Source organism: Microbispora sitophila (genome assembly GCF_014892245.1).
Classification (GTDB): domain Bacteria; phylum Actinomycetota; class Actinomycetes; order Streptosporangiales; family Streptosporangiaceae; genus Microbispora; species Microbispora siamensis.
In genome coordinates, this window is the sequence record NZ_JADBGC010000009.1 from 265626 (window position 1) to 287101 (window position 21476).

Below are 21476 nucleotides of genomic sequence, written 5' to 3' on the forward strand. Positions count from 1 at the left end.
ACCGGAGGTCGACTGATGTATCGACAGGGAGACGTACTGATCGTGCCCGTGGCGGAGGAGTCGGTGCCGCGCGGGCTGCGCCCGGTGCCGCGCGACCCGCGCGGGAGGCTGGTGCTGGCGGAGGGCGAGGCGACCGGGCACTGCCACGCGATCCCGGGCCCGGGAACGCTCTACCCCGGTTTCCTGCACCTGCCCACCGGCGGACGCCTCGTCCACGAGGAGCACGATCCGATCTCGCTGCCGAAGGGGTGGTTCCGGGTGATCCGCCAGCGGGAGTACGTGCCCGGCTCGTTCCGGACGGTGGCCGACTGATGGGCCGGCTGATGGAGACCCTGACCTGGGAGCGGGTGGCCTTCGCCACGGGTGAAGGAGACCACGGCGAGGCGTCGGCGGGGGTGCGGCTGGCCTACCGCGAGGCGGGCCTGCCCGAGCCGGAGGTGATCGTACGGCTGGCCTCCCCCGCCGCCGGGGCGATCGCGGCGGTGTGGCTGCTCGGCACCGACGAGGTCCGGGCGGCGATGGAGGAGATCGGTTTCGGGCGGCTGCGGGCCCTCGACGGCATCGACCCCGGCGTCTCGGTGCGCTACGAGGTCCGCACCGTGCCCTGGGAGAGCGCCAGGGCGGAGGCGAGCGCCGAGGCCGGGCCCGCCGGCTGGGCCCGGCTGTGGGAGGAGACGGGCGGCCGGCTGTGGCCGCGCGTCGACCGGCTGGTCACCGAGATCCGCGGGGCCATCGGCGACCTCGGCGGCGACGTGCTGCGCCAGGCGACGCTCGACGCGGTGCTCGGCCAGCACGACGCGCCCTGGCTGTCGGCCTTCGAGGGCCTGGATGGGCTCAAGCGGGTCGCGCGGCATGCGGGCTGGTGGTGGCCGTACGAGCGGGTCGCGATCGTCACCGACCGTCCGGTTGAGCTGCACCTGGACGACGTGGGGCGGCTACATTCTCCTCTTGGCTCCGCGGCGGAGTGCCCGGCCCTGTCGTACGCCGACGGCTTCGCGCTGCACGCCTGGCACGGGATGCCCGTCCCCGCGGGGTTCGGCGCGACCATGGCCGCGCTCACCCCCGAGCGCATCCGCGCGGAGGAGAACGCCGAGCTGCGCCGGGTGATGCTGGAGCACTTCGGCCTCGACCGCTACCTCGCCGAGTCGGGCGCCCGGCCGCGGCACTCCGACGAGACCGGCGTCCTGTGGCGGATCGACCTGCCGGGCGACGAACCGGTGGTGATGGTCGAGGTGGTCAACTCGACGCCCGAGCCGGACGGCACCCGGCGCACCTACTTCCTGCGGGTCCCGCCGTGGGTGACCAGGGCGCGCGAGGGGGTGGCGTGGACCTTCGGCGTACGCGAGGAGGACTACCGCCCCGAGCGGGAGACCTGAGGCGGCCAGGCGGCGGGGACGCGTTCCAGCACGCCTCCCGCGAAGACGTCGTAGAGGCCGAGGGGCTCCAGGTGGACATAGCCGATATGACAGTCGCAGACGGGCAGCGGGCAGGCGCGGGGCCGCAGGGCGGGCCGGTAGGAGCCGTCGTAGAGGTTGCCCAGGACCTCCGGCACGAAGTGGCAGCGCCTGACCGTCCCGTCGCCGTCCACCGAGATCACGCTGTCCCCGGTGCGGCAGGGCAGGCCCAGGCTGCGGTGCGCGTGCCTGCTGTAGCCGAACAGCGGGTCGACGGCCGTCCAGTCCGCGGCCTCGGCGTCGGTGTAGACCCGGCCCTCCTGCGCGTTGACCCACAGGTAGGTCTCGGGCGGCAGGTCCGCCCTGAGCCTGCGGGCGTCCGCCAGATGCGCGGGGTCGCCGACGATGCCGACGCTGTGCCGTACGGGCAGGGAGCGGACCTTGGGCAGGAACCGCTCGTAGGGCACCTGGGTGGGGTGGTAGGTCACCCATAGCGCCGCCCGGTCCGAGGCGTCGGCGAGCCAGCCGGTGCGGCAGCTCAGGTTCGTCTGGATGGCCACCCGGCGCACGTTGCCGAGCCAGGACAGCCGCACCAGCGCCTCGCGATACCAGGACCGCACCAGCCCCTCGCCCCACGGGGTGAACAGCACCGAGATCTCGGCGTCCTGGGCCGCCACCCACGCCGTGAACCGCTCCAGCGCGGCCCGGTCGGCGCGCAGTTGTTCCGGGGTGTCCCTGCGCTTGGCGAACGGGCAGTAGCCGCAGTCGTAGTCGCAGCTCGCCAGCGGCCCCCGGTAGAGGATGGTCAGCACGCGGCGTATCCCTCCATGAGCGCCCTCACACGCGGTGAGAACAGCGCGGGGCCGATGGCGTCGGAGTGGGCGAGCCCGTCGGGGGTCGGGCGCACGGCGGACGCGTCCGCCGTCAGCCAGCCCGGGAAGCGGCCCAGCAGGGGGAAGTCGTCGAGCACGTCGGTGCCGAACCTGGACCGGTAGAGGTCCCGCGACAGCCCCTCGGTCCGCAGTAGCGACTGGATGAGGTGCCGCCTCCTGCGCTCCTCCTCGTCCAGGGCGAACCCCACGTTGGCCACGCCGAAGTCGTCGCGCCGCACGTAGTCGTCGATGATCGCCCGCACGTGCCGGGCCCCGACCGCGTACTCGAAGGAGTGGTGCAGGGTGCTCGTGTACGACCGGGCCCCGCAGCCGAGGCCGACCATGCCGTCGGTCTGGCAGCAGTAGTCCGTGGACGCCGTTGTATCGGGCAGCCGGAACATCCGCATGGACACCTGTTCGTACCCCGCGTCGAGCAGCTGGTCGCGGCCCAGGCGGTATAACTCCATCCGCTGGTCGTCCCACGCGCGGCCCTGCTCGCCCGACTGCCTGCCCAGCCCCGTGAGCGGCCGGACGTACAGCGGGTAGAGGTACAGCTCCTCCGGCTTCCACGTCAGCGCGGTGTCCAGCGAGTAGCGCCACGACTCCGGCGACTGCCCGTCGATGCCGTAGATCAGGTCGATGTTGAGGGCCGCGATGCCCGACGCCCGGATCGCGTCGAGCGCGGCGTCCACCTCCGCGCGCTTCTGCGGCCGTACGGCCGCGCGGGCCTCGGCGTCGACGAAGCTCTGCACGCCGATCGAGATCCGGCTCGCGCCCCGCTCGGCCAGCACGGCGAGCCGGTCGGGCGTGGCGGTGGCCGGGGAGGTCTCCACCGACAGCGGGATCTCCCGCAGGTCGACGCCCATCGCCTGCTCGGTCAGGTCGAACAGGCGGGTCAGCTCCCGGGCGTCGAGGTAGGTGGGCGTGCCGCCGCCGAAGGCCGCCGTCGTGAAGCGCGGCTCGTCCAGGGCGGCCCGTACGGCTCGCGCCTGCCGTTCCAGGGCGTCCAGGTAGGCCCCGGTCAGGCCCTCAGGAGCGCCGGTGCGGGTGAACAGGTTGCAGAACCCGCACCGCATCTCGCAGAACGGGATGTGGACGTACAGCGCGCCCGCCCGTTCCCCCGCCCAGACCTCGCCCAGGGCCGGGCGCGGATCGAGCGGCCGGTAGGCGGTCTTGTGCGGGTAGGCGTAGACGTAACCCTCATAAGGTCCCTTATAGGGGGTCATCGGTGTGCTCCAGGATGAACTCGGCGTAGGGCACCGTCCAGACGACCTCGTGGCCGACGCGGTGCCCGACGTGCCCGTCCTCGCCGTACGCCGTCCCGTGGTCGGAGCAGACGATGACGAGGCAGGGCCGGCGCATCAGCGCGTACAGCCTGGCGATGTGCCGGTCGACGTATTCGAGCGCGGCGGCGTGGGTGTCCCGGCCGTCCCGGGCGGCGGCGGGCAGGTAGAAGTGGTTGGGCTGGTGCAGCGCCGACACGTTGACGAACAGGAAGACCGGCCGGTCCCGCCGCGTCAGCGCCTCCTCGGCGCGGTCGATCTGCCGTTCCAGCGAGTGGGGGCTGGTCACCCCGAACTCCGGCTCCCAGTGGCTCTCCGCGAACAGCCCGGGCAGGGCCGAGCCCAGCGGGGTCAGCTTGTTGAAGAACCCGACCCCGCCGACGCAGACCGTGTGGTAGCCGGCGCGGGCGAGCCCGGCGGGCAGGTCGGGCGCGTCGAACACCCAGGTGCCCGTCCCGGTCGTCTCGCTGCCGGGGAAGGTCGCGGCGAACAGGCGGGGGTGCGGCCCCGGCGTGACCGGCGTGGGCAGGAACCCCGCGAAGATCGCGGCGTGCGCCGCGTAGGTGAAGCTGCCGGGGCTGTGCCGCCGCTCCCACCTCCGGCCGCCCGGCAGCAGGTTGGGCAGCCGCCCGGCGTCGGCCAGCTCGGCCGCGACGTCGTAGCGGAGCGTGTCGAGCGTGACCAGGAGGATGTCGTGGGTCCCCACGATCTCGTTCATGTCCATGACCGATCCAGGATCGCCTCGGCCTGCTCGGCGTAGGTGTCCCTGCCGTTGCCCGCCAGGTCGCCCAGGCCGGGCAGGAGGTCGCCGAACGCGTTGACCTCCGCCACGGCCACCGACCGCCGGTCGGCCCCGACCATGAGGTCGACCCCGGCGGTCAGGCTTCCCGGGAAGCACGCGGCGGTCCGGGCGGCCACGTCGAGCACCCGTTCCCACAGGCCGGGCCGCGCCCGGACCACGCCGAGGTCGCCCCGCAGGCCGCCGAGGTGCAGGTTGGTGATCGGCGTCCTGCTCGTGCGCATCACCGCGTGGGTCGGGTTCCCCGCCACGGTCACGACGCGCAGGTCGAACGTCCTGCCGCCCGCCGACGCCTTCGGGAACCACCGCTCCACGTGCAGCCCGTCTGGGGCGAGCGTCTCGACCAGCGCCTTCACGTCGGCCTCGTCCTCATAGGAGCGGACCCGCAGCGAGTTGCACAGCGTGCCGCCGATCCACGCCGCCGACGTGACCGCCTTGACCCGGCCCGCGTGGGCCTGGAAGGCGACCACCCCGGAGGCCGACGAGCCGTGCGCGGGCTTGACGAACACGCGGGCCCAGCCCCGCTCGGCCATCCGCTCGCGCAGCTCGCCGTACGAGCCGGCCTCGAAGGCGGGCGGCACCGGCACCCCGGCCGCGGAAAGCCGGGCATGACAGCGGCGTTTGTCGAACATCACCGCGATCTCCTCGACGTCTCCCAGCAGGCGGACGCCGGGAATCGCGGCGATCCTCCGCAGCCCCGCCGTGAAGGCGGCGTACCAGGCCACGCCCCCGCCGACCCGGGCGGGGTCCCCCGGTCCGCGCAGCAGCGCGTCGGCCTCCGCGTCCTCACCCGGCGAGTCGATCCGCACGAGCGTCCCCGGCGGCAGGCCGATCTCGCGTCCGGTCAGCACGTCACGCCAGGCGACCACCCGCGGCTCGGGCAGCCCCCTGGCGACGAGGGCGTCGCGGAACATCGTCACCCGACGGTCGCCCGGCACCCCGACCACGGCCAGGTGCGGCGTCACTCGCTCACCGCCACGTAGCGCTCGTAGTCGGGCTGCCGCTCGGACAGATCCACGTCCCCATCGGGCAGGGACGCGGCGATCCTGGCCGACATCGGCCCGCTGAGGTAGTGGTGGTGCAGGTCGAGCCTGCGCAGGTGGGTCAACGGCTGCCCGCCGAGCAGCGCCTCCGCACCGGCGTCGGTGAGCTCGCCCATCGACAGGCTGAGCTCCTCAAGCCGGGCCACCACGGGGGCGGCGGCGACGGCCGCCGCGATCTCGTCCTGCGCCGGGCTGTCACACAGGCCGAGCCGCCGCAGCGCGGGCAACCGCTCCCCGGACAGGATCGGCGCCAGGTCGGCGACGGTGGCGTCCCCGCCGTAGTTCTCGACCCCGAGCCACATCTCCAGGTGCTCCAGCGCGGGAAGCTCACAGGCCCCGACCGCCCGCACCACCTCGGCGGGCAGCCCGCCGCACTCGAAGCGCAGCACCCGCAGCCGCTCGTGCCGTACGGGCCGCAGGGTCAGCCCCTGCGAGCCGCGGACGTCCAGCCGCTCCAGGTGAGGGAACGCCTCGAGCAGCGGGGTGATGTCCCCCTGCTCGATCCAGGAGATCTCCATCAGCTCCGCGCTGACGAACCCCAGGAAGACCGACCGGAGACGGGGCAGCCGCGCCGCGTTGGCGGCCAGGAACGCGGGCACGTCGCGCCCGTAGTCGGCCAGCACGATCGACTCGATCGCGTCGCCGCCCACCGAGTCGAGCAGGCGCCGAAGGTCCTGCTCGAGTCCCGGCTCTCCCTCGTGGCCGGACAGGCCGTTGGTGAGAGCCCACGCGACCGCCGAGGGATCGGCGACCGTCTCTCCCGGCTCCGCCACCGGCCTGCCGGCGAAGAACTGCCCGTGCTCCTCCCACTCCAGGCCGTACAGATAGAGGTCCTCGTGGACGAAGGTCTCGCCGGGGTCGGGAGCGGCCGTCACTCGCTCACCGCCACGTAACGCCAGTCGTGTACGGGCTCCTCCTTGCCGGACAGGTCGACCTCGACACCGGGCAGCGCCTCGGCCACCCGGGCGGCCATCGCGTCGGTGAGGTAGTGGTGGTGCAGGTCGAGCGTGTGCAGATGGGTCAGCGGCTGGCCCCCGAGCAGGGCCTCCGCCCCGGCGTCGGTCAGCGTGCCCATCGACAGGGCGAGGGACTCCAGCCGGGCGACGACCGGCGCGGAGGCCACGGCCGTGACGATCTCGTCCTGGATCTCGCTGTCCTGGAGCCCGAGGTGGCGCAGCGCCGGCAGCCGCTCGCCGGACAGGATCGGCGCCAAGTCGGCGACGGTGGCGTCCCCGCCGTAGTTCTCGACCCCGAGCCACATCTCCAGGTGCTCCAGCGCGGGAAGCTCACAGGCCCCGACCGCCCGCACGACCTTCGCGGGCAGCCCGCCGGTCTCGAACCGCAGCATGCGCAGCGACTCGTGCGTCACGGGCCGGAGCCCCAGCCCCGTGCCGCCGCGTACCTCCAGCCGCTCCAGCCGCGGGAACGCCTCCAGCAGCGGTGTCACGTCCGACTGCTGGATCCAGGAGATCTCCGCCTCGTCGCTGCTGATCGCGCCGAGGAAGAGCGAGCGCAGCCCGGGAAACCAGGCGGCGTTGTCCGCGAGCAGGCCGATGAGGTGCTCCGACGAGGTCTCGTAGCAGTCCTCCCAGCCCCCGATCACCAGTGCCGGGACCTTGGTCGTGTCGACACGCGCCAGCAGCGCGTCGAACGCCTCCTCGATGTCGTAGTCGTCCCATCCCGAGCTGATCCGCACCGCCACCGAAGCCGGGTCGGGAATCTCCTCCTCCTCCGGAGCGATCTCGACCACCGGCAGCCCGGCGTAGCTCTCCTCGTAGCGATGCTGGTAGCCGAAGTAGGGGTCGTAGGGGATCATGGGCGGACTTCCTCGTCGGGGGGATCTGGCGGGTCCGTCCTACCAGACCCCGGCGACAATTCCGCGATCACGCCTCCGTGGCCAGCGCCCGTACGTCGGGGTGCATGCCGGGGGTCGCGAGCACGAGGGCGGCGAGCGAGCCGAGGATCGTCACGGGCCTCGTCTTCGACGCCTCCACGGCGGCCAGATAGCGCCAGGCCACCAGTTCGGCCACGTCCTCGCGGGCGTCCGGGTCCATCCAGGCCGTGGCGATCATTCCCAGCAGGGCCGCCTCGGTCACCCAGTCCTCCGGCCCGTACGCCAGGTCGGTCAGCACACTCCTGCGCTCGGACTCCGCCCACGCCTGGCCGGCCCGGTGATGGGCGATGCCGAGGCAGGCCCACGCCTGGACCTGCCTGATCCACAGCGGCACGGCCGCGGGCTCGCCGTACGGCGACAGCGGCGGGCGGACGAGCACGCCGAGCAGGTCATCGAGGGACAGGCCCGACAGGCGTACGGCGTGGTCGTAGGCCGCCGGCAGGTGCGGCCAGCGCAACGCCGCGACGGCGGCGACGGCCTCCAGCGCCTCCCTGGACGGCGGCGGCACGGCGGGCACGGCCGTCATGCCCTCGTAACGCCACACCCGGCGGGTCACGCTCCGCACCGGGCCGTGGCCGTACACCTCCGGCACGGTCAGCCGCGCGTCGGGTGCCGGCGCGTCGGCGACGGTCACCGCGAAGCCGGGCACGACCAGGGAGAAGGCGAGCAGCGCGCTGGGCGGCTCGGGGGCGGAGACCGTGAGCTCGCCGCCGGCCGGGACCTCCTCCTGCTCCACCACCTGGTAGAGCACGTCGATCACCGACTCCGTCGGGCCCGGGACGCGTCCCAGCCAAAGACGCAGCGCGCACTGCTCGCCGAGGACCGCGTCCCCGTGCTCGTTGCCGGGGTCGTCGCGCAGGTGGTCGGCCAGCTCCACCAGGTGCCGGACGTCCCCGTCCCGCTCGAAGCGCATCCCGCAGGCCGTCGGATAGGCGTTCGGGTGCCGGGGCTCACGCCGCAGCGCGCGCTCCACCCACTCCAGGCCCTCCTCCGGGCGACCGCTGCTGTGCAGCATCTCGCCGATGTCGGTGTACAACGCGAGGTTGGCGGGGTCGTGCTCCAGCGCCCGCACCATCGCCCGCTCGGCCTCGGGCCACCGCTGCAGGTCGCGGCACGCGTACCCCTCGGCGAGGGCGGCCTGGAAGGACGGCGCGAGCGCGTAGGAGCGGGCGGCCAGCTCCACCGCCTCCTCGGCCTCGCCCACCCGGCGCAGGAGCAGCGAGGCCAGCCAGAGCAGCGACGCGTCGTCCGGGTGGGCGCGCAGCGCGCCCCGCACCAGCGTGACGTACGGCAGCAGCGCCTCGCGGCCGTCCTCCGGCACGGTGCCGGGCAGCCCGGAGGCCAGCAGCGAGACGAGCGAGCACAGTTCGCCGGGCGGGATCCGCCCGGGCAGCTCGGGGTCGAGCACCCACGGCACGTGCGCCCAGCGTCCCTCCGGCTCGTGCCGCTGCACCGAGATCAGCAGGCGCAGCGCGGGCACGTGCTCGCCCTGCGCGGCCAGCGCGTGCGCGCGGGCCAGCGCCGTGCCGAGGAAGACCGGCTCGTCCACGGGAAACAGGTCCGGCCCGCCGCCCGGACCGGCCAGCAGCCGCGCCAGCATCTCGTGCGCCTCGGGCAGGGCGGGATCGTGGGCCAGCGCCGCCGCGACGTGCGCGGCGGCGTGCCCGGTCTCCCCGTCCTCCAGCGCCAGCCGCGCCATGCTGACCTCACCCTCGGCCTGGGCGCGGGGATCGTCCATACCCTCGCCGAAGCCCCCGTCGATGCCCTCGTGCGTCATCCGTCCTCCGATCCGGCCGTCGTGATCATCACTGTGCCAGAGCTGCGGAGAGCACGGCCGCGGGGGATCAGTCGACCACGACCAGGTCCCTGGTCGTGTTGTTCATCCGCTCTCCGGCGGTCTCGCCGCAGACGACGATGTCCTCGATCCGGGCGCCGTGCCGTCCGGGCAGGTAGATGCCCGGCTCGACGGAGAAGGCGAACCCCGGCCGCATCTCCTCGGTGTTGCCCGCGACGATGTACGGCTCCTCGTGCGTCTCCAGGCCGATGCCGTGCCCGGTGCGGTGGACGAAGTACTCGCCGTACCCCGCCTCCGTGATCACCTCGCGGGCGGCGGCGTCCACCGACTCGCAGCTCACGCCGGGCCTGACGTGGGCGCAGGCGGCCTCCTGGGCGCGCTTGAGCACCTCGTAGTACGCCGCGAAGTCGGCCGGGGGTTCGCCCACGCAGTAGGTCCGCGTGGAGTCGGAGCAGTAGCCGCTCGGCATGACGCCGCCGATGTCCACGACGACGGGCTCGCCGGGCCGGATGACGCGGTCGCTCAGTTCGGCGTGCGGGCTGGCGCCGTTCGGCCCCGAGCCCACGATCACGAAGTCGACCCGGGCGTGCCCCGCGTCGATGATCGCCTCCGCGATGTCCTTGCCGACCTCGCGCTCGGTGCGACCGGCCTTCAGCAACTGGGGCACCAGGTTGTGCACGGCGTCGATGGCCGCCCCCGCCTCCGCGAGCGCCGCCTTCTCCGCGGGCGACTTGCGCATGCGCAGCTCACGCAGGACGCTCCCGGCCAGCACCTGCTCGGCCCCGGGCATGGCCGCGCGGAACCGCAGCGACTGCAGCGCCCACATGCGGTCGGCGAGCCCGACCCGGGCGACCGGGCCCAGGCGGCGGGCCACCTCGGCGTACGGATCGTCGGTCTCGTCCCACGCGACGAACTCGACGCCGAGCCGGGAGGCGGGCGAGTGCTCGGCGGCCGGCAACTCCAGGCGGGGCACCATCATGAACGGCTCGCCTGACGCCGGCACGACCAGGCAGGTCAGCCGTTCCAGCGGCAGGGCGTCGTAACCGGTCACATAGCGCAGGTCCGGGCCCGGCGTCAGCAGCAGCGCGTCGAGACCGGCTCGGTCGACGGCCTCGCTCACCGCGGCCGGACGGGTCGTGGGATACAGGTCGGAGGGCTCCATGGACATCGTCGTCACGCGACCTAATCTAACGAGCTTCGGCCCCGGCGACCCACTCAGGTGCGCATACCACAGGCGCCACGCGGGGGACCTTCGCGGGGCTCTGGCTTATTCCACGCCATAGAAGAAAACCAACCCCTGCGGAATGCAGGACTGCTACGCTCCGCGTCAGGGCGATCACAGAACGTCCGTACGGCAGTGCAAGAGCGGCATCGAGAGCGAGACAAATGGTCGGCGTAGTGGGCGGCACGAGGCCCGCCCTTCCCCCCGCGGACGACCGCGACCCGGACACCGCGCCCGGCGCCGCCCCCGTCGGCACCCTCATGGTCCAGGACATCGGCGGACGGCGGTGGGCGGAGCGCCGGGAACGCGCCGCCGAGGAGCGCCGCGTCACCCTGGCGCTGCGGGAGGCGATCCTGCCCGAGCCAGGCGCGTCGATCGACCTGCCCTACGCCCGGATCGCGGTCCGGTACGTCCCGGCGGGCCTGGCGTCGAGCCTCGGCGGCGACTGGTACGACGCCGCGCCGCTGCCCGACGGACGCATGTTCCTCGCGGTGGGCGACGTGTCGGGACACGGCCTGCCCGCGATCGCCGAGATGGCGCAGCTGCGTCACGCGCTGCTCGGCCTGAGCATGACGGGCGCCTGCCCCGGGATGCTGCTGACGTGGCTCAACACCCTGGTCCTCACCCGGTTGGACGACACCACCGCGACCGCCGTGTGCGGCCACTTCGACCCGGCGACCCGCCTTTTCACGTGGGCACAGGCGGGTCACCCCGCCCCGATCCTGGTGCGCCGCGGGGGCGCGCGCCAGCTCGGGGCGCCCCGGGGGGTCGTGCTCGGGGCGACGTCGAGCCTGCCGTACGGAGTGGCCGACGTCCGCCTCGAGCCCGGCGACCTGCTGCTGATGTTCACCGACGGCCTGGTCGAGCGCCGCTCGCGCGACATCGGCGCGGGGGTGTCCCTCATCGTGGAGGCGGCCGTGGCGACCGGCCTCGGCTCGGCCGGAGCGGACCTCGACGGGGGTCTCGACCGCCTGCTGGAGGCGATCGGCGGCCCCAACCCCGAGGACGACACCTGCCTGCTGGCCGTGGCGGTGACCGGAGAGGGTCCACGGCACCCCTGACAGGCGTGACAATGGCAGGGTGCTGATGCTTCTCGACACCCCGTCGCTGTACTTCCGCGCCTTCTACGGAGTCCCGGAGTCGGTGACCTCGCCGGACGGCATGCCGGTCAACGCGGTGCGCGGGCTCCTCGACATGATCGCCACCCTGGTCCGGCAGCACTCCCCCGCCCAGGTCGTGGCCTGCATGGACGCCGACTGGCGGCCGGCGTTCCGGGTGGCCGCGATCCCGTCGTACAAGGCGCACCGGGTGGCGAGCGGCGACGAGGAGGAGGTGCCGGACACGCTGGCCCCGCAGGTCCCGGTCATCGAGGAGGTCCTGGACGCGCTCGGCATCGCCCGCGTCGGCGTCGCCGGCTACGAGGCCGACGACGTGATCGGCACCTACGCGACCGCCGCGACCACGGCCGTGGACATCGTCACGGGCGACCGCGACCTGTTCCAGCTCGTCGACGACGCGAAGCCCTGCCGCGCCCTTTACACAGTAAGGGGAATCCGTAACCTCCAGATCATCGATGAGGCGTTCGTCCGGGAGAAGTACGGCATCCCGGGCCGGGCGTACGCCGACTTCGCGACGCTGCGCGGCGACCCGAGCGACGGCCTGCCCGGCGTCGCCGGCATCGGCGAGAAGACGGCGGCGGCCCTCATCACGCGCTTCGGGTCGCTGTCCGCGCTGCTCGCCGCGCTGGACGACGGCGGCGCCGACGGCTTCCCCGCGGGCGCCCGGACCAAGCTCGCCGCCGCCCGCGACTACCTGGAGGTCGCCCCGGCCGTGGTCCGGGTGGCCCACGACGTTCCGGTCCCTGACGTCGACATCACCCTGCCCGCCGCGCCGCGCGACCCCGAGCGGCTCGTCGCGCTGTCGGAGAAGTACGGCCTGGACAGCCCGCTCAACCGCCTGCTCGCCACATTGGCCTAGAGAGGCCGTTTACGGCCTGGTATGTCCACACTCGGGTAGGTTGATCGCGTGCCGTACACGACGATCCGCCTCCGGGACACCGCGGACGGCCTCCGCGACGGATTCGCACGCATCCGCAGCGACTTCGACCTGCCGGACGGTTTCCCCACCCCCGTGCGGGAGGAGGCCGAGCGGGCCGCCGCCACGCCCGTCGACGCATCCCGCGAGGACCGGACCGGCCTGCCGCTGGTGACCATCGACCCGCCCGGCTCGATGGACCTCGACCAGGCGCTGTGCATCGAGCGGCGCGGGACGGGCTACCGCGTGTGGTACGCGATCGCCGACGTCGCGGCGTTCGTCCGGCCCGGCGGCGCGATCGACGCCGAGGCGAGAGTCCGCGCCGAGACCGTCTACATGGCCGACGGGCGCGTGCCGCTGCACCCGCCGGTCCTGTCGGAGGGCGCGGCCAGCCTGCTGCCCGGCCAGACCCGTCCCGCGGCCCTGTGGCGGCTCGACCTGGGCTCCGACGGGGAGATCGAGGCGGTGGACCTGCGCCGCGCGCTGGTGCGCAGCCGGGAACGGCTCGACTACGAGACGGTCCAGGCCGCCGTGGACACCGGCCGGGCGGAGGGGACGATCGCGCTGCTCGCCGAGGTGGGCCCGCTGCGGCTGGAACGGGAGCGGGCCAGGGGCGGGCTGTCGCTGCCGGCACCCGAGCAGCAGGTGGTCCCCGACGGGAACGGCGGCTACCAGGTGGAGTTCCGCACGAACCACCCCTGCGAGGCGTGGAACGCCCAGATCTCGCTGCTCACCGGCATGGCGGCGGCCCGGATGATGCTGGACGCGGGCGTCGGCGTGCTGCGGGTGCTCCCGCAGGCGGGCCCGGAGGACGTCGGCAAGGTCCGCAGGGTCGCCGCCGCGCTCGGCGTGCCCTGGCCCGACGGCACGTCGTACGCAGAAGTCGTGCACGGGCTCGACCCGAAGATCCCCGGCCACGCCGCCTTCCTGCACGAGTCCACGGTGCTGCTGCGCGGCGCGGCCTACGTCGCGTTCGACGGCACTGCCGACCACGCGGTGCCCGCCCATGCGCTGCACGCCGCCGTGGGCGCGGCGTACGCGCACGTCACCGCGCCGCTGCGGCGGCTGGTCGACCGGTTCGGCACCGAGGTCTGCCTGGCCGTCGCCGCGGGCCGCCCGGTCCCCGAGGAGATCGCGGCGGCGCTGCCCGGCCTGCCGGAGCAGATGGCCATGGGCGGCAGGCGGGCCGGTGCGGTGGAACGGGCCTGCGTGGACCTGGTCGAGGCGGCCGTGCTGCGGCCCAGGATCGGCGAGGTCTTCGAGGCGGTCGTCATCGACGTCGCCGATGGGAAACCGGGCGGGCAGGTGCAGGTCACGGAACCCGCCGTCATCGCCCGCTGCGACGGCGACCGCCTGCCGCTCGGCGAGCGCATCCCCGTACGGCTCACCCGCGCCGACCCCGCCACCCGCGAGGTCCGCTTCTCCGCCGCCTGAGCGGCCGCCCGAGCCGCCCCACTGTTCTCCGGTGATGACCGTCGTTATTCTGGCGGTGATCACGACGGCGGAGGCCACATGACGACGGACGACTCCACGCCGGAATCCGGCCGCGGCCCCCGCCCGTGGGGCGAGTACGCCCTCATGATCGCCGGCCTCGCGGTCCTGTGGGGCGGCTCGAACTGGTTGAAGAAGACCTGCGACCCGCCGAACGCCGTGTGGGCGGCGGGCATCCCCGCCGTCGCCCGGTTCTTCGCCGCCAACCCGCTGCGCGCCCTCGGGTACGCGGCCGAGGGCCTCAGGATGTGCACCGCACCGGCTGTGCTCTTCATCTGCCAGGAGCTACGCGCCACCCGCCCGCTGCGGCAGTACCTCGCGATGTGCCTCGCGCTGCTCGGCGTCGCGCTGCTGACGCTGGCGGGCGGACTGGTGATCCCGTCGAACGCCGTCGCCTACTACGTCGCGACGGGCCTGCTGCTCGGCACCGCGCTGCCGGGCGCCGCCGGTCTCGTCCACGTCGCGTTCGCCTGGCTACGGAACTCCGTGTGCGTGCGTGGCACGGCTCAGTTCACCGACGAGTAGGCGACGACCCCTCGGCGCATGGCGTCGATGGCCTTGGCGGCGTTCTCGGCGACCTTGCTCCCCTTGGGCGCGGCGTCCCTGAGCTGGCCGAGCAGGTCGAGCAGCTGCTTGACCCAGCGGACGAAGTCGCCCGCCGCGAGGTCGCAGTCGGTGAGCACGGCGTCGAGGCTGTGGCCCTTGGCCCAGCGGAAGGCCGCCCAGGCGAAGCCGACGTCGGGCTCGCGGACGAACGACAGGCCGTGGTCCTCCTCGATGCCCTCCAGCTCGCCCCACAGCCGCACCATCTCCCCGAGCGCCTCGCGGGTGGCCCCGGCCGGGATCTTGGGGCTGCGCACGTCGTCGGCCTGCCGCGACTCGTACACCAGCGACGACACGCACGCGGCCAGCTCGGCGGGGTCGAGGCGGTTCCACACGCCGGCCCGCAGGCACTCGGCCGTGAGCAGGTCGAGCTCGGTGTAGAGCGAGGCGAGCCTGCGGCCCTGTTCCGTGACGGTCTCGCCGTCCAGGTAGCCGAGCTGGTCGAGCACGCCGCAGACCCGGTCGAAGGTCCTGGCGATGACGTGGGAGCGCCCCTCGACCCGGCGGCGCAGCCCCTCGGTCTCCTTGAGCAGCTTGTGGTAGCGCTCGGCCCAGCGGGCGTGGTCCTCACGCTCGTCGCAGCCGTGGCAGGGGTGCTGGCGCAGCTCCCGCCGCAGGCGCGTGACCTCCTCGTCCTCCGCGGCGTGGTCGCGGGCCCGCGGCGGCTTGCCGAGGTCGCGGTCGCCCAGCTTCGCGTGCACGGTCGAGACGAGGTTGGCCCGCTCCTTCGGCGAGCGCGGATTGAAGCCCTTCGGAATCCTGATCTTGTCGACCGGCTCGACCGGCACCGGGAAGTCGGCCGCCGACAGGCGCTTGACCTGCTTGCCGATCGTCAGCACGAGCGGCGCGGGGCCCTCGTGTCCCCGGCCGTTGACGCCGGGGTCGAGCACGACCGCGATGCCCGCGCGGCGCCCGCCCGGCACCCGGATGACGTCGCCGGGCTTGAGCACCTCCAGGGACTGCACGGCCTGGGCGCGGCGGGCCGCCCCCCGCTGGCGCGACAGCTCGGCCTCGCGGTCCGACAGCCGCCTGCGCATCGCGGCGTACTCCTCGAAGTCGCCGAGGTGGCAGGTCATCGCCTCGGCGTAGCCCTCGAGGGCCTGCTCCGCCTTGCGGAGCTGGCGGGCCAGCCCGACCACGGCGCGGTCGGCCTGGAACTGGGCGAAGGAGTCCTCAAGCAGGGTCCGCGCCCGCTCCCGGCCGACCTGCCCGACGAGATTGACCGCCATGTTGTACGACGGCTGGAAGCTGGAGCGCAGCGGATAGGTGCGGGTGCTGGCGAGGCCGGCGACCGAGAGCGGATCCATGCCCGGCTGCCAGACCACCACCGCGTGGCCCTCGATGTCGATGCCGCGCCGCCCGGCCCGCCCGGTGAGCTGGGTGTACTCGCCCGGGGTCAGGTCGGCGTGGGTCTCGCCGTTCCACTTGTCGAGCTTCTCGATCACCACGGACCTGGCCGGCATGTTGATGCCGAGCGCCAGCGTCTCGGTCGCGAAGACCGCCTTCACCAGCCCCTTGGTGAACAGCTCCTCCACGACCTCCTTGAACGCCGGGAGCATGCCGGCGTGGTGGGCGGCCAGACCGCGCTCCAGGCAGTCGCGCCATTCGAGGTAGCCGAGCACCGCGAGGTCCTCGTCGGGCAGGTGCGCGGTGCGCTCGTCCACGATCTGGCGGATCTCGTGGCTCTCGGCCTCCGTGGTGAGGCGCAGCCCCGAGTAGAGGCACTGCATGACGGCGGCGTCGCAGCCGTTCCTGGAGAAGATGAAGGTGATCGCCGGCAGCAGGCCCTCGGCGTCGAGCTTCTCGATCACGTCCGACCGGCTCGGGGTCGTGCCCCGGCCCGGCCGCGAGTAGCCCCGCCTTCCCCTGGCCTGGGCCAGCCGCATCTCGTCGCGGGCGATCCGCATGAGGGACGGGTTGACCCGCAGGGTGCCGTCGCCCTCGTCCACGAACAGGTCGAACATCTTGTTGCCGACCAGCATGTGCTGCCACAGCGGGACCGGCCGGTGCTCGTCCACGATGACCGTGGTGTCGCCGCGCACCTCGCCCAGCCACTCCCCGAACTCCTCGGCGTTGCTGACCGTGGCCGACAGGGCCACCACCCGCACCGACTCCGGCAGGTGGATGATGACCTCTTCCCAGACCGCGCCGCGGAACCGGTCGGCCAGGTAGTGGACCTCGTCCATCACCACGTACCCGAGGCCGGTCAGCGTGTTCGAGCCCGCGTACAGCATGTTGCGCAGGACCTCGGTGGTCATGACCACGATCGGGGCCTCGCCGTTGACGCTGTTGTCGCCGGTCAGCAGGCCGACCTTGCGCGCGCCGTACCGCCTGACCAGGTCGTTGTACTTCTGGTTGGACAACGCCTTGATCGGCGTCGTGTAGAAGCACTTGCGGCCCTGCTCCAGCGCCAGGTGGACGGCGAACTCCCCCACCACCGTCTTGCCCGACCCGGTCGGCGCGGCCACCAGCACGCCGTCCCCGGCCTCCAGCGCCTGACAGGCGTCGATCTGGAACTCGTCGAGCTCGAAGTCGTAAAGTTCGCGGAACGAGGCGAGAGCGGGTCCGGCGCCGGACTGCCCCTCACGGAAGGCGGCATAGCGTTCCGCTGGCGTACTCATACCGTCAACCCTACCGATAACGGGATTCCGGGCGTCCGTCATCGGTGATCCTTTTACGCGGGCGCCTTTACGCCGTAGATCGGTCGTCGATCAGGGGGCCAGGACCCGCAGCGCTCCCGGCTCGACGGCGCAGGTCAGCGGGGCCGGGCCGGCCCGCTCGCCGTCGGCGTACGCGACGACGTCCCCGTCCAGGGCCTCGATCTCCACCCGCCGGGCCCGCCGCAGGGTCACCGCGGGGTGTCCGGTGTGGCTGCCCCGGTAGACGCGGGGGAAGGTGCGCAGGAACTCGCCCTTGGGCACCGCCCCGAGCACGAGCACGTCGAGCAGGCCGTCGTCGGGCCGGGCGTCCGGGCACACCCGCATCCCGGCGCCGTACGACCGGGTGTTGGCCACCGCCACCAGCATCGCCTCGCGCTCGACCGCCTCCCCGTCGAGGGTGATCCGGAACGGGATCGGCGTGAACGACCGAAACTCGCGCACGAGCGCGACCAGGTACTTCGCCATTCCGGGCGGCCTGGTCATGGCGTTGGCCCGCTCGTTGACGCGGGAGTCGAACCCGCAGGCGAGGACTCCCGCGAACCACTCGCCCGTGCCCAGCCTGGCGGCGTCGACCACCCGGCAGCCGCCCGCGGTCACGATGTCGGCGGCGGCGAGCGGATCCTTGCGTGGGATGCCGAGGGCGTCGGCGATGTCGTTGCCGGTCCCGGCGGGCACGATCCCGAGCGGCACGGCCGTCCCCGCCGCTGCCTGCACGGCCAGGTGGACCAGGCCGTCGCCGCCGAAGGCGACGAGCGCGGCCGGTCCGGCCGCGACGGCCTCGCGGGCCCGGCAGAGGGCGTCCGCCGCCGAGGTCCCGACGATCACCGAGACCGGGCGGCCGCCCGCACGCAGCCGCCGCAGCACCGGGTCGAGCAGGCGCAGCGTACGGCCGCCGCGGGCGGCGGGGTTCACCAGGACGGCGATCTCATCGGCCATAGGCGGAACCTACCGCCGCCCACCGGGCGGCACCAGAGGGACCTTCTGTCAGTCCCTCACGTCGATCGAGTCCGCCGTGCCCTCGGCGGCGGACGGCCCGTCGAGCTCCTCCGCGATGGCCCGTGCGTGCGCCGCGTCGGCGGCGTCGCGCTTCTTGTCGTGGAAGTACATGAACGCCTCCGCGACGAAGAACAGCGCGACCATCGGCAGTGCCAGCGCCAGCATGGTGACGGGGTCCTGGCTCGGCGTCGCGACGGCCGCGAAGACGAACATCAGGAACACGACCATGCGGGTGTGCTTGGACACCGTCTTGAACCGGAGCACCCCGATGACGTTGAGGAACACCAGCAGCAACGGCATCAGGAAGGAGACGCCGAAGATGATCAGCATCGCGAGCGCGAAGCTGAGGTACTCGTTGATGCTCACCAGCGTCAACGTGCCCTCGGGCGCGAAGCCGAGCAGCAGCGACAGGCCCTTGTCCATCGTGACGTAGGCCAGGGCCGAGCCGGCGGTGAACAGCGGGACGGAGAGCCCGAGGAACGCCATGGTGTAGCGGCGCTCGTTCTGGTACAGGCCCGGGGTCACGAACGCCCAGATCTGGTAGATCCAGAACACCGCCGAGACCACCACGCCGAAGATCACGGCGACCTTGAGGTTGACGAAGAACGAGTCGAAGACCCCGTTCACCACCAGCGTGCACTTGTCGCCGTTCAGCTGGTGGGCCTGCGGCAGCCGGCAGTACGGCTGCTTGAGGAAGTTCCAGATGGGCTCGAAGTAGATGAACCCGACCGCGGTGCCGACGACCACGGCCAGGATGGCCTTGATCAGCCGGTTGCGCAGCTCGCGGATGTGCTCCATGAGCGTCATCCGCCCGTCGCCCGACGTGGCGGGAGTCGACCGTTTCAGCAAGGCCATCTAGCTCGTCCTGAGATCAGTGGGGGGTTGCGGCACCTAGTTGGAGCGCTGCTCGTTCTGCGAGCTCACCGGCTGCTGGCTCTCACGCAGCTTCCGGTTCTCCTCCTCAAGCGCACGCAGCCGCTCCTCGACGGACGGGGTGGCCGGCGGGATCTGCGCCGCCGGCGGAGCGACGGGCTCGGCCTGCGCCTTGACCGTCTGCCGCGCCTCGTCCTCATCGCTCATCTTGCTGGTTTCCTTCTTGAACATGCGCAGCGACTGCCCCAGGGCCTTCGCGGTGTCCGGGAGCTTCTTCGCGCCGAAAAGAAGGATCAGAACCAGGAGGATCAGAATCCATTCCATGGGTCCGAGGTTGGGCATGTCATGTCCTTACCGCGAGGGCCGTGGGTACTACCCCCCGATCGTACGCGCACCGCACGCCAAAGTTCACCTGTCCTCGGGCTTCAAAATCACATCAATCGTGCGCAAAGTCCCCTATTCGGGCACTCCAAGCCGTCCCTTGGCCCGCTTGACCTCGGCATGCAGGTCGCGCGCCGCGGCGAGCACCCGGGCGGCCGGCCACACGAGGACGGCGAGCCCGGCCACGGCCACCGCGGACAGAGCGAAGATCCATGTCATGCCGGTCCTTCCCAGGTCAGAGACAGGTCAGACGGTCTCGTAGTTGGCCAGCGCCTGCTTGGCGGTGGCCGTCACCCGCTCGGCGAGAGACGCCGGGGACAGCACCCGGCCGCTGTCGCCCAGCCGGAGCGCGAGCCGTACCAGCCAGGACTGGTCGCGGGCCCGCAGGGAGACGCGCAGACGGCCCTCACCGAGCTCGGCGACCTCCTCGCAGGGGTAGTACTCCGCCACCCAGCGACCCGCCGGGGTCAGCTCCAGCTCCACCAGCTCGTCGCTGTCCGACGGCCGGAACACGCCCTTGGCGACGTCCATCGGCTCGGCCTCGGCCGGCGGATCGGCCGGCACGTCGAGGACCTCGACTTCGATGATCCGGTCGAGGCGGAACATGCGCATCGCCTCGGCGCGGTAGCACCAGCCCTCCAGGTAGTGCCGCCCGTCCACGAGCACGACCCGCAGCGGATCGACCTCCCTGGGGGTGATCTCGTCGCGTCCCGGCACGTAGTAGCGCAGCGACAGCCTGCGGCCCCTGCGGGCGGCGTCGGTGATGACGGCGTGGGCGTCCGGGGCCGCGCCGATCTCCACCTGGACCTGGCTGCTCACCGTGGCCGCGCCCTCGCCCGCCGCCTGCTCCAGCTTGGCGATGACCCGCCCGAGCACGTCGCGGCCCTGGAACTCGGGCAGCTCGTCGAGCATGCGCAGCGCGACGAGCAGCGCGCTCGCCTCGTCCACGCCGAGCTTGAGCGGCCGGGCGATCGCCTCGGCGTTGTCGATGAGGATCTCGCCGCCGTCCCACGAGACGTCGATCAGGTCGCCGGGCGTGTGCCCGGGCAGGCCGCACATCCAGACGAGCTGGAGGTCGTCGATGAGCTGCTTCTCCGACAGGCCGAACAGTCGCGCCACCTCGGGCACCTGCGCGCCCGGATGCGACATCAGATACGGCACGAGCGCCAGCAGCCGCGGCAGCCGGTCCGAGCTCACTGCAACGCCCCCTTCAGACGGCGGATCACGGCCTCGCGCGCGTCCGGCGGGTCCAGCACGACGGCGTCCTGGCCGAGGCTGGCCAGCCAACCGGCCAGCCGTTCCGCGTCGGCGAAGGTCACCTCGGCCTCGTCCCACTCCCCCGGCCCGGTACGCACGGCCTGGGCGGCGTGCCGCAGACCGAGGCAGGTGCCCTTGCGCACACGCACCAGGGCGACCCGCTCGTTCGGCAGCTCCTGGTAGCCCACCATGGCGCGCAGGTCCAGCCCCTCCGGCACGGTGAAGGCCCCCGGCCGCCCGAGCGTGGACACGGCCCCGGTGATCCGGCTCAGCCGGAAGACCCGGGCGGCCCCGCGGTCGCGGTCGTGCCCGACCAGGTACCACCGGCCGCGCCTGCTGACGACCCCCCACGGCTCGACCGTCCGCCGCAGCACCGACTCGCTGCCGGCCGACCGGTAGTCGAAGGCGACCGCGCGCCGGTCCCGCACGGCCTCCCACAGCGCGGGGAAGGCGGGGTCGCGGGTGTCCACCCGCAGCTCCAGCGGGCTCTCCGTGAGGTCGGCGTGCACGCCGCCCGCGGTCAGCTTCAGCACCGCCCCGCTGGCCGCCTCGGCGAGGCTCGCCCGCTGCCACACCTGCGCGGCCAGGCCGATGACGGCGGCCTCGTCGGGCTCCAGGGTGATCTCGGGCAGCTCGTACGCCTCACGCACGATCCGGTAGCCGGGGTCGTCCTCCCAGGGGTCCTTGTGGACCTCGATGGGGATGCCGATCTCGCGCAGCTCGTTCTTGTCGCGCTCGAACATGCGCTGGAAGGCCTCGTCGTTGTCCGGGTCGTACCCGGGGACGGCCTGCCGGATCTGCTCCGCGCTCAACGGCCGCCGCGTCGCGAGCAGGCAGATCACCAGATTGAGCAGCCGCTCGGTCTTCCGCCGCGACATC

21 protein-coding genes are annotated in these 21476 nt (G+C 73.0%); 6 read left to right on the forward strand and 15 right to left on the reverse strand.

Annotated features, from left to right (window positions below):
- Window positions 1–15 precede the first annotated feature (15 nt).
- Window positions 16–312, forward strand: coding sequence for a hypothetical protein (locus IL992_RS18775; RefSeq protein ID WP_193204652.1), 297 nt, complete (start codon window positions 16–18; stop codon window positions 310–312).
- Window positions 312–1376 (forward strand): DUF6745 domain-containing protein, encoded by a 1065-nt coding sequence (locus IL992_RS18780; protein WP_226873305.1) that lies wholly within the window; start codon window positions 312–314, stop codon window positions 1374–1376. Before IL992_RS18775 ends, IL992_RS18780 begins: the two co-directional genes overlap by 1 nt.
- Here IL992_RS18780 and IL992_RS18785 read toward each other — a convergent pair.
- The 8 genes from IL992_RS18785 to IL992_RS18820 form a co-directional block, all read right to left on the reverse strand.
- Complete coding sequence (locus IL992_RS18785) at window positions 1352–2206, reverse strand: STM4011 family radical SAM protein (RefSeq protein ID WP_193204653.1); 855 nt, start codon at window positions 2204–2206, stop codon at window positions 1352–1354. The two genes, IL992_RS18780 and IL992_RS18785, sit on opposite strands and share 25 nt — an antisense overlap.
- On the reverse strand, window positions 2200–3492 hold the full coding sequence (locus IL992_RS18790; RefSeq protein WP_193204654.1) for an STM4012 family radical SAM protein: 1293 nt from the start codon (window positions 3490–3492) through the stop codon (window positions 2200–2202). Before IL992_RS18790 ends, IL992_RS18785 begins: the two co-directional genes overlap by 7 nt.
- The gene (locus IL992_RS18795; protein WP_193204749.1) at window positions 3479–4267 is read right to left on the reverse strand and encodes an STM4013/SEN3800 family hydrolase; all 789 of its coding nucleotides are present in this window, start codon (window positions 4265–4267) and stop codon (window positions 3479–3481) included. The genes IL992_RS18790 and IL992_RS18795 overlap by 14 nt, the downstream gene beginning before the upstream one ends.
- Window positions 4264–5313, reverse strand: a complete 1050-nt coding sequence (locus IL992_RS18800; protein ID WP_193204655.1) for an STM4014 family protein — start codon at window positions 5311–5313, stop codon at window positions 4264–4266. The genes IL992_RS18795 and IL992_RS18800 overlap by 4 nt, the downstream gene beginning before the upstream one ends.
- Window positions 5310–6266 (reverse strand): STM4015 family protein, encoded by a 957-nt coding sequence (locus IL992_RS18805; protein ID WP_319018654.1) that lies wholly within the window; start codon window positions 6264–6266, stop codon window positions 5310–5312. The genes IL992_RS18800 and IL992_RS18805 overlap by 4 nt, the downstream gene beginning before the upstream one ends.
- A complete protein-coding gene (locus tag IL992_RS18810; RefSeq protein ID WP_193204656.1) occupies window positions 6263–7207 on the reverse strand; it encodes an STM4015 family protein in 945 nt (314 codons plus the stop codon). The genes IL992_RS18805 and IL992_RS18810 overlap by 4 nt, the downstream gene beginning before the upstream one ends.
- Window positions 7208–7274: 67 nt before the next feature.
- Window positions 7275–9062, reverse strand: a complete 1788-nt coding sequence (locus IL992_RS18815) for a tetratricopeptide repeat protein (protein WP_193204657.1) — start codon at window positions 9060–9062, stop codon at window positions 7275–7277.
- A 67-nt stretch (window positions 9063–9129) separates the two neighbouring features.
- Window positions 9130–10248 (reverse strand): M24 family metallopeptidase, encoded by a 1119-nt coding sequence (locus tag IL992_RS18820; protein ID WP_226873379.1) that lies wholly within the window; start codon window positions 10246–10248, stop codon window positions 9130–9132.
- Window positions 10249–10478: 230 nt separating this feature from the next.
- Here IL992_RS18820 and IL992_RS46290 point away from each other — a divergent pair, with 230 nt between their 5' ends.
- The 4 genes from IL992_RS46290 to IL992_RS18840 all read left to right on the forward strand — a co-directional run bounded on the left by IL992_RS46290 (window position 10479) and on the right by IL992_RS18840 (window position 14352).
- Complete coding sequence (locus IL992_RS46290) at window positions 10479–11363, forward strand: PP2C family protein-serine/threonine phosphatase (RefSeq protein ID WP_319018655.1); 885 nt, start codon at window positions 10479–10481, stop codon at window positions 11361–11363.
- A 25-nt stretch (window positions 11364–11388) separates the two neighbouring features.
- On the forward strand, window positions 11389–12279 hold the full coding sequence (locus IL992_RS18830; RefSeq protein WP_193204752.1) for a 5'-3' exonuclease: 891 nt from the start codon (window positions 11389–11391) through the stop codon (window positions 12277–12279).
- A gap of 48 nt (window positions 12280–12327) precedes the next feature.
- Window positions 12328–13770 (forward strand): RNB domain-containing ribonuclease, encoded by a 1443-nt coding sequence (locus IL992_RS18835; protein WP_319018656.1) that lies wholly within the window; start codon window positions 12328–12330, stop codon window positions 13768–13770.
- 78 nt (window positions 13771–13848) lie between these two features.
- Window positions 13849–14352 carry a hypothetical protein gene (locus IL992_RS18840; protein ID WP_193204659.1) on the forward strand — a complete coding sequence of 168 codons (504 nt, stop codon included), beginning with the start codon at window positions 13849–13851 and terminating at the stop codon, window positions 14350–14352.
- Here the strand turns inward: IL992_RS18840 and IL992_RS18845 are convergent.
- From IL992_RS18845 to IL992_RS18875, 7 genes are all read right to left on the reverse strand, one after another.
- Window positions 14334–17051 (reverse strand): DEAD/DEAH box helicase, encoded by a 2718-nt coding sequence (locus IL992_RS18845; RefSeq protein WP_193204660.1) that lies wholly within the window; start codon window positions 17049–17051, stop codon window positions 14334–14336. The genes IL992_RS18840 and IL992_RS18845 overlap by 19 nt on opposite strands.
- A gap of 90 nt (window positions 17052–17141) precedes the next feature.
- Entirely contained in the window at window positions 17142–18026 is an 885-nt protein-coding gene (locus tag IL992_RS18850) for a diacylglycerol/lipid kinase family protein (protein ID WP_193204661.1), read from the reverse strand.
- 48 nt (window positions 18027–18074) lie between these two features.
- Complete coding sequence (gene tatC, locus IL992_RS18855; protein WP_193204662.1) at window positions 18075–18941, reverse strand: twin-arginine translocase subunit TatC; 867 nt, start codon at window positions 18939–18941, stop codon at window positions 18075–18077.
- Window positions 18942–18977: 36 nt separating this feature from the next.
- Complete coding sequence (tatA, locus tag IL992_RS18860) at window positions 18978–19301, reverse strand: Sec-independent protein translocase subunit TatA (RefSeq protein ID WP_193204663.1); 324 nt, start codon at window positions 19299–19301, stop codon at window positions 18978–18980.
- Between the two features lie 114 nt (window positions 19302–19415).
- Window positions 19416–19559 (reverse strand): hypothetical protein, encoded by a 144-nt coding sequence (locus tag IL992_RS18865; RefSeq protein ID WP_193204664.1) that lies wholly within the window; start codon window positions 19557–19559, stop codon window positions 19416–19418.
- Between the two features lie 27 nt (window positions 19560–19586).
- Window positions 19587–20537, reverse strand: coding sequence for a helix-turn-helix transcriptional regulator (locus tag IL992_RS18870; protein WP_239109250.1), 951 nt, complete (start codon window positions 20535–20537; stop codon window positions 19587–19589).
- A complete protein-coding gene (locus tag IL992_RS18875) occupies window positions 20534–21475 on the reverse strand; it encodes a helix-turn-helix transcriptional regulator (protein WP_079315236.1) in 942 nt (313 codons plus the stop codon). Before IL992_RS18875 ends, IL992_RS18870 begins: the two co-directional genes overlap by 4 nt.
- Window position 21476: the final 1 nt, after the last annotated feature.